This window comes from Acinetobacter sp. YH12108, assembly GCF_013419055.1.
Lineage (GTDB): Bacteria > Pseudomonadota > Gammaproteobacteria > Pseudomonadales > Moraxellaceae > Acinetobacter.
The window spans coordinates 1-12,154 of the sequence record NZ_VPAW01000031.1 but is presented as its reverse complement, the minus strand read 5'-3'; the positions used below and the strand labels follow the sequence as shown (position 1 = coordinate 12,154).

The window sequence follows — 12,154 nt, the reverse complement described above, 5'->3', positions numbered from 1 at the left end:
CTTTATAATTCTGCTGCAATTTTTATGAATCGAGCTTGCCCATGATTCGCCCGGCGAAACCGTAAACCTCACGTTTACCTGCTAGTGCAACCAATTCCACATCACGTTTTTGCCCTGGCTCAAAACGAATCGCCGTACCGGCAGCAATATTTAAGCGAAAGCCTTTGGCCAGCTCACGATCAAACTGCAAGGCATCATTTGCTTCGGCAAAATGGAAATGTGATCCGACCTGAATCGGTCGATCACCGATATTAGCAACAGTCACCTTCAAAATTTCCCGACCAACATTCATTTCAATATCGCTCTCAGGTGTAAAAATTTCCCCTGGAATCATATGCTGCTCCTATACGATCGGTTGATGGACAGTGACCAGCTTTGATCCATCTGGAAAGGTTGCCTCGACCTGCACTTCTGCAATCATTTCCGGAATGCCTTCCATGACATCATCACGTGTCAGTAAAGTCGTACCGTAATGCATCAACTCACTGACCGTCATGCCATCACGCGCACCTTCAAGCAATGCCGCAGAAATATAGGCAATGGCTTCTGGATAATTCAGTTTTAAACCACGAGCTTTACGACGCTCTGCCACCAGACCCGCAGTAAAAATCAGCAGTTTATCTTTTTCTGTAGGATTGAGTTCCATAACTGGTTCCTCATTGATATATATGTATTTCTAAGCAAAATATGTGCAAGATTCGATATTTGGTGTTCTCTCCCTTTGGGAGGGAGTTAGAGGGAGGGTTTTAATAAATGTTTAATCACCTCTCCCTAACCCTCTCCTATAAGGAGAGGGAATTAAAGGATTACGTCCGCCAAATCCTCGGAAATGCCTCATCCAGACCGAACCAGTAACGTCTTAATCGAGCGCGAATTGCAGCAAAACCATCATGGCATTGACGGACATCATCTCCCAGAAAACGTGCACTAATTACATCGCCAAGCAAAGTCAAGGTAATCGGTACATCCATCCGCATAATAAGCTCACGAATTAAATCGAGATGCTGTTCCAGATAAAAACTCGCGCGATATTTTTCAGGCGGTACAGCCCAGAAGCTACCCATCACCGCATGTCCATTCATACCTAGACATGAACTGAGCCAGCGGTCATTGCCCTTAAAATTCAAGGTGTCTGCAACCAGCAATTTGTCTTTACGCCAAAGCTGAAAACGGTTTTGATAAGCCCCCTGTGCAAACTGTTCATCTCGTGCCTGACGGCCGATCACCAGCATATCCCAACCAATAAAACTGGCTGCTGCATCTAAATGGACGATTGTTTCGGAACTGGCATTAGCCCCATCAAATAGCATGGTTTCTTGAGGTAGCCATTCGAAAATCGCATTGTCATTTAAACGGATGTGAATATGCTGAAAAGCCTGCTTGCCATTGGTTCTGTACCATTTACCTGCGCCTGGTGTGGTCACCAAGGCATGAGCATTGGCATCTACCTGCATATCAAAAGTGAGATGATCCCCACCGGCAATCCCTGCTGGCGGATGCACGATAATGGCATGACAGATTCCGTTAGATTCAGGCCATAACATTTTCTGGATGCGTACCGGACCATGATGCTTGCGCTGCTGCAAAATGGTTCGCGTAGTCTGTTGCTGCGCCTGAAATCCCATTTCCAGACGTGCATACCATAAGTTCTGCTGTGTGCTTTTTTCTGCCAGTTCATGCATCAACAAATCAACTCAATTTCATCTGAAAATGATTTTCCAGGCATTAAGCCAGGCCAATGACAGCAACAACTGCAGCTAGACCACCAACGATCTGCTTGCCATAAGGCACATATTTTTTTACGAATGCACCCAGAGCCAAGCCTGCACCATAAATCAAAGCCATTGCTGAAACCATGCCAACAATTAATAGGGATACATGTCCGCCTTGTCCCAATTCACTTCCATGCGCCACGCCGTGGAAGCTGGCCAATAAAATTGCAGCGACAGGCAAAACCTTATTCGATTTAGTCCATAGCGCAACAGCTAAAATAACCAGTGAAGCGATGATGCCTGACTCAGCCAGTGAAGTTGAAAGCAGACCCTTGCTACCGAGCACAAAGCCTGCAACCATCGCTACTGCAAGACCGATGAGACCCGTGATTTTCCAGCGCTGATTTGTAGTCCACATCAATACACCAAAAGCAATTGCCATCATCAGGTGATCTAAACCGGTAAAAGGATGGACAAAGCCAGACCAGAATCCATTGTGATGGTCATGTCCCGCGTGAGCCATTGCCAACATAGGTAAAGCAGCAATACCTGCGACCAGTAACTGTTTGAATAGACGCATGATGAATTTCCCCTTAAGACTTAAATAAACCTTGTTTTTCGATAAAGCTGATAATCTCGTTCAAGCCATCTTGTGTTTTCATATTAGAAAATAAAAATGGTTTATCGCCACGCATCCGCTTCGCGTCCTGATCCATCACCTCCAGGCTGGCACCGACCATTGGCGCCAAATCTGTTTTATTGATAATCAGCAAATCCGACTTGGTAATTCCAGGACCACCTTTACGTGGAATTTTCTCGCCACCGGCAACATCGATCACGTATAAAGTGAGATCAGATAATTCCGGGCTAAAGGTTGCCGCAAGGTTATCGCCACCACTTTCAATAATGATCAGCTCCAGCCCATCAAACTTTTCACACAAATCATCAATCGCAGCTAGGTTAATGGACGCATCTTCACGAATCGCAGTATGTGGGCAACCACCTGTTTCTACACCCACGATACGGTCTGGCGACATCGCTTCATGACGGGTTAAAAAGTTCGAGTCTTCTTTGGTGTAGATGTCATTGGTCACCACTGCCATATTGTATTTTTCACGCAGTGCAAGACATAAATTCAGGGTTAAAGCCGTTTTACCTGATCCAACCGGACCACCAATTCCAACGCGTAATGGACTACGTTCTGACATGTTGATTTCCTTTTTTACAATTTCTTGGCACCAGTTTTAATGATGCTTTTCAATCTTTTTACTGCTGCTCTGGTCTGAAGATTACGACCGAAATAAGCGTGAATACTGGGTTTCATGCGACATGCTCAACATGGCATATTGCGGCAATGCGCTGCTGATTTCATAATCGTTCAAAGCTAATGCAGCCTGTACAGCTTCAGGAATTTCCTGATGTAATTGCCAAATAATCCGCTGCCCGCTCATTTGCCCGAGTGGAATGGTTTTTACTGCTGCCAGCACCTGATTTTCCAAAACCGTAAAGCTATAAGCAGTTAATACATCGGCAAGATCTAAACCCAGCTCACCACATAAATGTGCATACACCGGCACAAACCCTAATTGCTTTTTTACGCTCGGCGGCTGCTTTAACACATCTCTAATCCATGCATTCAAGGAAAATGCCAACTGCTGTGATTCAGCCAGTAATTCTTTGGATTCTCGGCTGGCCCGATACAGTTCTGCCCAATACTGAAACTGTTCTGCATCATCAAAAGTCTCTACCAGACGCTTGAGTACCGGAAGCTCAAAACGCACCAACAGCATTTCCAATACTTCTTGGAAATAGCTCACACAGGAGGCTTCATCATGTACCATGCCTTTTTCGATGGCACTTTCCACCCCTTGTGAATAGCAGTACGCTCCAATCGGCAATGCCGTTGAAGATAAAGTCAGCAAGCTGAGCAGTTGAGACGCATTAGTGATGGACATGATGTAAAGCCTTGATTGGGCTTAAACGGTGGTCATGCTGATGCTGTGCATAAGCACCACTTTCAGGTTCAAATGGATACATGACTTCCTGAACTTCAAGACCTAAACCTTGCACCATTTCAGCCAGTACATGATCTGGTTCAAAGTACAATGCAGTAGGTGTGAGCATTAGAGGAACATGACGATTCCCCAGATGATAGGCTGCTTTTAATAAGTCAAAGCTATTGTCCGTAGTCACCTGAATCAATTTTTCAGGCTTCGCATCGACCCGAAGAATGTCGCCCTGTTCAGTTGCTATAAAAGAACCACTACGCAAAATTCCTGTACGTGGTAAATCTGCACCAATATCGACACCATTTTTTAAAGTTGCACGAAAACGGCTCTTTTGTCGTGTATCGAATGTGAGTTCAAGAGACTCAAAATCACTTTCTGGTGCAATGTTTTCCAAACGTTGCGTATAAATTTTCATAACTACCCTACTGATGCTGATAAATCCTGTATTTGTTCCAAATTGAAACCAAATAATTTTTAGCATTTAAAATTTGCATCAAAATAAAGCAGTTATCGTGCCAACTTGGTTTGTTAAAAGATCTAAAATTGAATGAAAGATAAAATCTCAATTTTTTTTGTTGAGCTAATCCGTAAGTTAAATTATTTTCTTGATTCAAAAATTTAAGCTAATATCTCTACAATTATTAAATAAGAATATGAGAGATAAATGGCAAAATTCTTAAATACAAGCGGCACAAATTTCTTTTTAGAAGAACTCATTAAAAATGCCAAAGAACGTCTAATTTTAATTAGCCCATATTTGCGTCTCAATGATCGTATTAAAGAGCTATTGGAAGACAAAGATCGGCTAAAAATTGATATCCGTATTGTTTACGGTAAAAGTGATCTGCATCCTGATGAAATTAAATGGATGCAAAAACTGGATTATGTGCGTCTAAGTTTTTGTAAAAATCTACATGCAAAATGCTATTTGAATGAATCAGAGTGCATCATTTCAAGCTTGAATCTCTATGAATTTAGCCAAGTGAATAACAATGAAATGGGGATTCTAATCCGCAAGTACGAAGATAATGATGTATTTAAAGAAGCTTATGAAGAAGCACAACGGATTATTCGAATTAGTGATGAAGTCCGTATTACTTTAGATGAGGTAAAAGCAGAGACCATCCCAACTGAAGAGAATAAATCAGAAGAAAATACAGCGTTCACGAAGCTGACCACAGCGAAGCTTGCAGCAAAACTAGGCTTAAAAACAGCAGACACTTTTGAGAAATTGATTGCCAAAGGTTATCTAACACTCAATGAAAATGGAAAGCATTTTTTAACAGATGAAGGTAAATCTGCAGGTGGAGAATTCCGAACTGGACAATATGGCATGTATTTTTTATGGAGTGAGAATACAGAGATTTAATTATATTTATAAATCCCTCCAAACCTCCCTTTGTAAAAGGGAGGCTTTAAAAGCAGTATGACTAAATTGCCACCAGATCCCGAATACCTTTTTCTGGCATTTCGCTTCCAATACCTTGAGCAATCACTTGCCCACGTGCCATGACGGTATAACCATCTGCCAGTTCTTCAGCAAAGTCATAGAACTGTTCCACCAGAACAATTGCCATTTCACCGCCATCAGCCAACTTACGAATTACCCGACCAATGTCTTTAATGATAGATGGCTGAATTCCTTCAGTTGGTTCATCTAAAATGAGCACACGCGGTTCAGATGCCAATGCGCGGGCAATGGCCAGTTGCTGTTGTTGGCCACCGGACAAATCACCGCCGCGTCGATACTTCATTTCTTCTAATACCGGAAAAATCTCATAAAGATGTTCCGGAACTTTACGGGTTTTGGCTCCTTTAAATTTCGCCATGCCAATCAAAATATTTTCTTCTACTGTTAGGGTTGAAAAGATATCTCGTCCTTGTGGCACATAAGCCAAACCTGCCCGTACTCGCTGTTCAGGACTCAGTTTGGCAATATCTTTGCCATCTAAAAGGATCTGACCTGATTTGATGGGCAATATCCCCATCAGACATTTCAGTAATGTCGTTTTACCAACACCGTTACGACCCAAAACCACTGAGCACTCACCGACAGGCGCATTGAAAGACACATCACGTAAAATGTGACTACCGCCATAAAACTGATTTACATCTTTAACTTCTAGCATCAGTCAGCCCCTTAACGTCCAAGATACTTTTCAATGACCTCTTCATTGGCCTGTACTTCTGCCAATGTGCCCTCAGCCAGAATCGCCCCTTGTGCCAGCACCGTTACTTTTTCACTAATGGTATCGATGAAGCTCATATCGTGTTCGATGACCACCAGCGTATGATTCTTTTTCAGTTCCAGACACAGTTCAGCAGTCCGTTCGGTTTCGGCATCGGTCATCCCTGCCACTGGCTCATCCAGTAAAATGAGTTTTGGACGTTGCATGAGTAACATGCCGATCTCAAGCCATTGTTTCTGACCGTGAGATAAAAGTCCTGCAGGTTTGTGAATAAAATCCTGCAAGCGGATTTGCTGTAAGGATTCATCCAGCGCATTTTGTGCATCCGGATCGAGCTTGCTGAAAAAGCTTTTTTTAACACGTTTATCTTTAGGTGCAGCCAAGAGCAAATTTTCCATCACGGTGAAATTTTCAAACACCGTTGGTTTCTGGAATTTACGCCCGATGCCAGCTTCTGCAATTTCTTCAGTACTCATTTTCGCCAGATTATAGGTTTGGCCAAAAAATGCAGAACCTTCAGTAGGACGGGTTTTCCCGGTAATGACATCCATCAACGTGGTTTTACCCGCGCCGTTTGGCCCAATGATGCAGCGCAATTCACCTTCTTCGATATACAGCGATAAATCATTTAAGGCACGGAAAGCATCAAACCAGACACTGACTTTTTCCAGATAAAGTGCGATCCCATGGCTAAAATCTGGCCCTTGCTCTTTTGGTCGGCCATAGCCTTCAGAAGCATGGCCGCCATGAGGTTGTAAAATTTCACTCATTCGCTACGCTCCTTTTTAAAACGGTCAAATAATCCAATCACGCCTTTAGGCAGGAAGATGGTGACCACAATAAATAATGCCCCCAGAATTAATAACCAGGCTTCTGGATAGGCCACAGTAAAGTAAGTTTTAACTGCATTAATTAAGCCTGCACCCAGGATCGGACCGATCAAGGTACCGCGACCGCCAGCCGCTACCCAGACTGCCATTTCAATCGAGTTCACCGGATTCATTTCGCTCGGATTAATAATCCCGGCTTGTGGTACATACAGTGCACCAGCGATACCTGCAATCACAGCAGATAATACCCAGGCTGAAAGCTTGTACCATAAGGTGCGGTAACCTAAATATTGCAGACGGTTTTCACTATCACGAATCGCGCCAAGCACACGACCATAAGGTTTATTCATTAAATGGCGTAGACCAACAAAGCACAGCAATAACACCAGAGCCGTGATAAAACATAGGCTGGCACGCATCGGTGCTGATGTGATGTCCATGCCTAAAATGGTTTTGAAACCGGTAAAACCGTTATTCCCGCCAAAGCCTGTTTCATTGCGGAAGAATAAAAGTGCTGCCGCAAAAGTCATCGCCTGAGTAATAATCGAGAAGTAAACGCCTTTGATTTTTGAGCGGAAAGCAAAGAAGCCGAAAATAAAGGCAATTAGTCCTGGTACCAAGACCACAAGTATCATGGCCCACCAGAAATGATTAGTCCCCACCCAAAACCAGGGTAATTCAGTCCAGCTCAGAAAACGCATAAAGTCAGGCAAACCATCACCTGCTGATTGACGCATTAGATACATCCCAAAGGCATAACCACCCAAGGCAAAGTACAGGCCATGACCTAAACTTAAAATACCGGCATAGCCCCAGACCAGATCAAGTGCTAAAGCCACCAACGCCAAGCACATGATCTTGCCGATCAAAGTGACCCAATAAGCAGACAGATGCAGGCTTGAATCCGCTGGCAATAAATGCAGCCATGGCAAGGCCAGTAAAATAACAAAACAGATCGCAATTGCGAGTGCGCTATAAGGTTTATCTGAAAGTAATGATGTGATTTTCATAGGCTTACTCCACAAAGCGTCCTTTAATGGCAAACAAACCTTGTGGGCGTTTCTGAATAAACAAAATCACAAGAACCAAGAGAATAATTTTCGCCAATACTGCACCCATACCAATTTCCAGTACGGTTCCACTGACACCTAGTCCCAAAGCGGCAAGAACTGCACCCCATACTTGACCAACACCACCGACAACAACCACAAGGAAAGCATCGATAATGTAGTTCTGGCCCAAATCTGGCCCAACATTACCCACTTGAGCCAAGGCACAGCCGGCAAGACCGGCAAGACCTGAACCCAGACCAAATGCCATCATGTCAATCCGGCTGGATCGGATACCGACAGCACGAGCCATTTGACGGTTTTGCGTTACGGCACGGACAAATAAACCAAAACGGGTTTTATTCAGTAGATAAACCAGCAACAGTAAGACAGCTACAGTAAAGACAATAATTGCGATACGGTTATAAGGCAGCATCAGGCTTGGAGTAATCGAGATCCCGCCTGAAAGCCATGAAATGTTAGAAACTTCGACATTTTGTGCCCCAAAGATCATCCGCACCACTTGCATCAGGATCAGGCTCACCCCAAAGGTTGCCAATAAGGTTTCCAGTTGACGGCCATATAAAGGACGAATCACGGTACGTTCGATCAGCATGCCAATCGCTGCACTGACAATAAATGCCGCAGGAATCGCTGTGATCAGATACCAATCTACCAAACCACTAAAATGCGATTTAAAGAAACTTTGCACTACATAAGTGGTATACGCCCCGATCATGATCAGCTCGCCATGCGCCATATTAATGACACCAAGCAAGCCATATGTAATGGCTAATCCTAAAGCCGCAAGCAATAAAATACTGGCAGTACTTAAACCGGAAAATACATGTCCAGCCCATTCACTGGCCTGAATTCGGGTTTTGATACTACTTCTGGCATCGACCAGCGCTGCTTTTAAATCAGGATGCAGATTTGGCTGAGCCAGTTCATTTTGAACCAGTGCAAGAACGTCTGGTCTGTTGGAATCTTTTAAAACTTTTGCCGCTTCTATTTTGGTCAGGACATTTTCAGATTGATAATCCAGACGTGCTTTTAACTGGGCAAAACGTGATTTAACCGTATTGTTTTTTTCATTTAAATACATCTGATTGATGGCTTTAGCATCAAGTTCGGACAAGTTATTTTCCAGAATATCAATCGCCTCAAGTCGCTGAGAGGCTTCTTCTGAATTTAATTTCTTTTTTGCTAAACCAAAGGTCAGTGCTTTATTTAAGGTATTTACCAGCGTAATTTGCGATAAATCAGATGGCCAGGTTTCCACGGTTTTTCCGTCAGGATAGCTAACCAGTTTGTCTTCTGCTTCCAGAATATAAGTATTGCCTGAACTGTCAGTATAAAGCTGATCTTTTTCAACAAACTCTGCCAGCTGATCAAGTTGTTCAACACTGGCAGGCCACTGGTTTAATAAAGCACGACGAGTGGCAAAGTCCCCACGAACAAACTGCTGAATAGCATCAAGTGACTGTTGAGATGATTGCGATACGGTTGTTTCGCTAGATTGAGTTTCCGCATGCACCATATTGAGACACAAACACTGACTCAAAATTAAAAAAATGGCCGCGAGATTTAGGCGAGTGGACATGAGTGCCCTCCCTATTTATATATTTAACGCTGTCCCGTCCGGGAGATGAAAAACCAGAAAGGCCTACTGCCGGAGCAGCAGGCTTTGGAGGAAATTATTTAGGAATGTATGGGCTCCATGGCTCAGCAGCGATGGTTTTCGGTGTCTTATAAACCACATCAAACTGACCATCACCACGAATCTGACCAATCATCACCGGCTTATGTAAATGATGGTTATTAGCATCCATTTGTAACTGATAGCCAGATGGTGCATCAAAAGCCTGACCTGCCATTGCTTCACGAACTTTATCCACCTCAGTAGAACCGGCTTTTTCTACCGCCTGTTTCCACATATTGATACCCACATAAGTCGCTTCCATCGGGTCATTGGTCACAAACTTGTCTGCATTCGGCAATTTGTATTCCACAGCATACTGTTTCATCTTGCCGCTGAATTCGGTATTTTTCGGATTTTTCACGGACATGAAGTAGTTCCATGCCGCTAAATGACCAACCAATGGTTTTGTATCAATACCACGAAGCTCTTCTTCACCTACAGAGAATGCCATAACTGGAATATCAGAAGCTTTAATGCCCTGGTTACCCAATTCACGATAGAACGGTACGTTTGAATCGCCGTTGATGGTTGAGATCACCGCAGTCTTTTTGCCTGCAGCAAATTTTTTCACATTGCCGACAATGGTTTGATAATTACTATGACCAAATGGTGTGTACTCTTCCATGATGTCAGCATCAGCGACGCCTTTAGATTTCAGGAAAGCACGGAGAATTTTGTTAGTCGTACGTGGGTAAACATAGTCTGTACCTAATAAGACAAAGCGTTCTGCTTTACCGCCTTCTTCACTCATCAGATATTCAACAGCAGGAATCGCTTGCTGGTTAGGCGCAGCACCGGTATAGAAAATATTTTTAGACTGTTCCTGACCTTCGTATTGGACTGGATAGAACAATAAGCCGTTTAACTCTTCAACCACTGGCAATACTGATTTACGTGATACTGAAGTCCAGCAACCAAAGATGACCGCAACTTTATCTTGAGTGATGAGCTGACGTGCTTTTTCAGCAAATAGTGGCCAGTCAGATGCTGGATCAACGATAACCGGTTCAAGCTTTTTACCTAAAACACCCCCATTGGCATTGATTTCATTAATCGCCATCAATGCGGTGTCTTTTAATGAAGTTTCAGAAATGGCCATCGTGCCAGATAAAGAATGCAAAATACCAACTTTAATAGTTTCCCCACTTGTTGCAGCTGCTTTCGGCTCAGAGGTAGCGGCCGTTTTATCTTCAGGCGACTTTGAACAACCTGTTAAAGTCAGTATTCCCAACATTGCAGCAACAATTAAATTTTTAGAAAACTTTTTTTGTTCGACTTTCATGTACTTCTCTCCAACCTTAGTTAGGCTTTTTTAGAAAATTTGAGAGAAGCTATTCAAATACTGTGCCACTTTTAATTTATAATTTTAACCCACTGAATTTCATTATGATTATCTATTTAAAATAAAAATAGAGATTAAATTTTGCACCAATAAATACATGTTGCCCTAAAATAGAAAATAAATTCTGAGGCGAAAAATCAATTAATTATCCTAAAAACACATCAAAATAGCGCAGCCTTTTAAATCAAAATATTAAAATGCTTACTAATGATGCATAAATAAAATGAGCAGAAAATACATCTGCTCATCAATATAATTTATTTTTCATCAATAAAATTTTGCATATGCTGCAAAACTTCCGCCGTCTTTTCACCATGTAGCCAGTGCCCTGCACTTTCAATCACTTCAACCTGTGCATGAGCAAACTGCTGATTGATGGCTTCAAAATGTTCAGGTGTAGAGATATACGATGAATTTCCACCTCTTAAGAATAATGCTGGAAGTTCATTTTTTTCTATCTTATTCCAAGCAGTAATATCTTCATAATGATCAAACAGTGCTTGCACATTAAACAACCACTGCCCTTTATTAAATGATTTTAAAAGAAACTGGATGACCATTTCCTCTTGAATATATTCACGCATAATTTTTGCTGCTTCATTTCGTGAAGCGACTTGCGCCTGTTGGACTGCAAACAAGGCTTTAAATATTTCAGAATGATGATTTTCTTGATATTGAATTGGCGTGATATCTAATACAACCAGTTTTTCAATCAGATCAGACGCCAGGTCTGCCAGCTTCATGGCAATTTTTCCGCCCATTGAATGCCCGACTGCAATAAATTTTTTAATATTTAAACTGGCTAAAGTTTCTAAAATATCTTCGGCCATGATTTGATAATTCACTTCATCAGAATGGCCAGATAAACCATGATTTCTGACATCAATTTGAATCGTAGTTGCCTGCTCTGAAAAATGTCGGGCTAACATACCTAAATTACTTAAACTACCAAATAAACCGTGAATAAATACCATTGGGGCTAAAGTTGATGTTTCATGGGTTTGTATTTGATAATTCAGGATCATTTGAGAATTCCGTGATTTCCTATGTTAGGTGTTAATAGTGGAGTTATATTGGAAGTTAATCAATTGCCAATGACATAATTTAAAATTTTGCTTAGGCTATTTTGATTGAAATAAAATCTGCTTAGGCTAAATTGTAAGATCTGCTCATAATTGAGTGTCACACTAGATCATTAGGGTGTGTTGACACTTTTAGCTTAAAAAAATAGCGAAGTAGTAAAATCAAATCGCCAAACCCAATTTTACTATTCGCTATGCCTCGTACCATGCTGACAGATCAACACTGGCAAAAGTTGAAA

General features: G+C 42.2%; 14 protein-coding genes. 1 reads left to right on the top strand and 13 read right to left on the bottom strand.

The genetic code is table 11. The features are described from left to right. Window positions 1-22 precede the first annotated feature (22 nt). From FTU46_RS14930 to ureE, 7 genes are all read right to left on the bottom strand, one after another. A complete protein-coding gene (locus FTU46_RS14930; RefSeq protein WP_004785857.1) occupies window positions 23-334 on the bottom strand; it encodes an urease subunit beta in 312 nt (103 codons plus the stop codon). Window positions 335-343: 9 nt separating this feature from the next. After that, window positions 344-646 carry an urease subunit gamma gene (gene ureA, locus FTU46_RS14925; protein ID WP_004785859.1) on the bottom strand — a complete coding sequence of 101 codons (303 nt, stop codon included), beginning with the start codon at window positions 644-646 and terminating at the stop codon, window positions 344-346. A gap of 160 nt (window positions 647-806) precedes the next feature. After that, on the bottom strand, window positions 807-1,682 hold the full coding sequence (locus tag FTU46_RS14920; RefSeq protein WP_125278698.1) for an urease accessory protein UreD: 876 nt from the start codon (window positions 1,680-1,682) through the stop codon (window positions 807-809). Between the two features lie 43 nt (window positions 1,683-1,725). Then, entirely contained in the window at window positions 1,726-2,292 is a 567-nt protein-coding gene (locus tag FTU46_RS14915; protein ID WP_005235567.1) for a HupE/UreJ family protein, read from the bottom strand. A 13-nt stretch (window positions 2,293-2,305) separates the two neighbouring features. Continuing rightward, the gene (gene ureG / locus FTU46_RS14910) at window positions 2,306-2,920 is read right to left on the bottom strand and encodes an urease accessory protein UreG (RefSeq protein WP_004785864.1); all 615 of its coding nucleotides are present in this window, start codon (window positions 2,918-2,920) and stop codon (window positions 2,306-2,308) included. An 81-nt stretch (window positions 2,921-3,001) separates the two neighbouring features. Beyond that, window positions 3,002-3,667, bottom strand: a complete 666-nt coding sequence (locus FTU46_RS14905; protein ID WP_179992536.1) for an urease accessory protein UreF — start codon at window positions 3,665-3,667, stop codon at window positions 3,002-3,004. Further along, the gene (ureE, locus tag FTU46_RS14900) at window positions 3,654-4,136 is read right to left on the bottom strand and encodes an urease accessory protein UreE (RefSeq protein WP_180105247.1); all 483 of its coding nucleotides are present in this window, start codon (window positions 4,134-4,136) and stop codon (window positions 3,654-3,656) included. The genes FTU46_RS14905 and ureE overlap by 14 nt, the downstream gene beginning before the upstream one ends. Before the next feature lie 249 nt (window positions 4,137-4,385). Here ureE and FTU46_RS14895 point away from each other — a divergent pair, with 249 nt between their 5' ends. After that, window positions 4,386-5,090, top strand: a complete 705-nt coding sequence (locus FTU46_RS14895) for a phospholipase D family protein (RefSeq protein WP_004785869.1) — start codon at window positions 4,386-4,388, stop codon at window positions 5,088-5,090. Between the two features lie 61 nt (window positions 5,091-5,151). On the opposite strand, the gene urtE is transcribed toward FTU46_RS14895, so the two are convergent. From urtE to FTU46_RS14865, 6 genes are all read right to left on the bottom strand, one after another. After that, window positions 5,152-5,850, bottom strand: coding sequence for an urea ABC transporter ATP-binding subunit UrtE (gene urtE, locus FTU46_RS14890; protein ID WP_034705325.1), 699 nt, complete (start codon window positions 5,848-5,850; stop codon window positions 5,152-5,154). 11 nt (window positions 5,851-5,861) lie between these two features. Continuing rightward, window positions 5,862-6,680, bottom strand: coding sequence for an urea ABC transporter ATP-binding protein UrtD (gene urtD / locus FTU46_RS14885; RefSeq protein ID WP_159123015.1), 819 nt, complete (start codon window positions 6,678-6,680; stop codon window positions 5,862-5,864). Further along, entirely contained in the window at window positions 6,677-7,750 is a 1,074-nt protein-coding gene (gene urtC, locus FTU46_RS14880; protein ID WP_034705328.1) for an urea ABC transporter permease subunit UrtC, read from the bottom strand. Before urtC ends, urtD begins: the two co-directional genes overlap by 4 nt. A 4-nt stretch (window positions 7,751-7,754) precedes the next feature. Beyond that, a complete protein-coding gene (gene urtB / locus FTU46_RS14875) occupies window positions 7,755-9,392 on the bottom strand; it encodes an urea ABC transporter permease subunit UrtB (protein ID WP_180105246.1) in 1,638 nt (545 codons plus the stop codon). A gap of 94 nt (window positions 9,393-9,486) precedes the next feature. Beyond that, the gene (gene urtA / locus FTU46_RS14870) at window positions 9,487-10,773 is read right to left on the bottom strand and encodes an urea ABC transporter substrate-binding protein (RefSeq protein ID WP_180105245.1); all 1,287 of its coding nucleotides are present in this window, start codon (window positions 10,771-10,773) and stop codon (window positions 9,487-9,489) included. A 317-nt stretch (window positions 10,774-11,090) separates the two neighbouring features. Further along, complete coding sequence (locus FTU46_RS14865; RefSeq protein ID WP_005235551.1) at window positions 11,091-11,858, bottom strand: alpha/beta fold hydrolase; 768 nt, start codon at window positions 11,856-11,858, stop codon at window positions 11,091-11,093. Window positions 11,859-12,154 lie beyond the last annotated feature (296 nt).

What these genes read in the sequence shown, in the direction of transcription:
- FTU46_RS14920 (WP_125278698.1), bottom strand. Translation starts at nt 1,682, where the DNA reads ATGCATGAACTGGCAGAAAAAAGCACACAGCAGAACTTATGGTATGCA.
- FTU46_RS14895 (WP_004785869.1), top strand. Translation starts at nt 4,386, where the DNA reads ATGGCAAAATTCTTAAATACAAGCGGCACAAATTTCTTTTTAGAAGAA.
- urtD (WP_159123015.1), bottom strand. Translation starts at nt 6,680, where the DNA reads ATGAGTGAAATTTTACAACCTCATGGCGGCCATGCTTCTGAAGGCTAT.
- urtC (WP_034705328.1), bottom strand. Translation starts at nt 7,750, where the DNA reads ATGAAAATCACATCATTACTTTCAGATAAACCTTATAGCGCACTCGCA.
- FTU46_RS14905 (WP_179992536.1), bottom strand. Translation starts at nt 3,667, where the DNA reads ATGTCCATCACTAATGCGTCTCAACTGCTCAGCTTGCTGACTTTATCT.
- urtA (WP_180105245.1), bottom strand. Translation starts at nt 10,773, where the DNA reads ATGAAAGTCGAACAAAAAAAGTTTTCTAAAAATTTAATTGTTGCTGCA.
- FTU46_RS14930 (WP_004785857.1), bottom strand. Translation starts at nt 334, where the DNA reads ATGATTCCAGGGGAAATTTTTACACCTGAGAGCGATATTGAAATGAAT.
- FTU46_RS14865 (WP_005235551.1), bottom strand. Translation starts at nt 11,858, where the DNA reads ATGATCCTGAATTATCAAATACAAACCCATGAAACATCAACTTTAGCC.
- ureG (WP_004785864.1), bottom strand. Translation starts at nt 2,920, where the DNA reads ATGTCAGAACGTAGTCCATTACGCGTTGGAATTGGTGGTCCGGTTGGA.
- FTU46_RS14915 (WP_005235567.1), bottom strand. Translation starts at nt 2,292, where the DNA reads ATGCGTCTATTCAAACAGTTACTGGTCGCAGGTATTGCTGCTTTACCT.
- urtE (WP_034705325.1), bottom strand. Translation starts at nt 5,850, where the DNA reads ATGCTAGAAGTTAAAGATGTAAATCAGTTTTATGGCGGTAGTCACATT.
- ureE (WP_180105247.1), bottom strand. Translation starts at nt 4,136, where the DNA reads ATGAAAATTTATACGCAACGTTTGGAAAACATTGCACCAGAAAGTGAT.
- urtB (WP_180105246.1), bottom strand. Translation starts at nt 9,392, where the DNA reads ATGTCCACTCGCCTAAATCTCGCGGCCATTTTTTTAATTTTGAGTCAG.
- ureA (WP_004785859.1), bottom strand. Translation starts at nt 646, where the DNA reads ATGGAACTCAATCCTACAGAAAAAGATAAACTGCTGATTTTTACTGCG.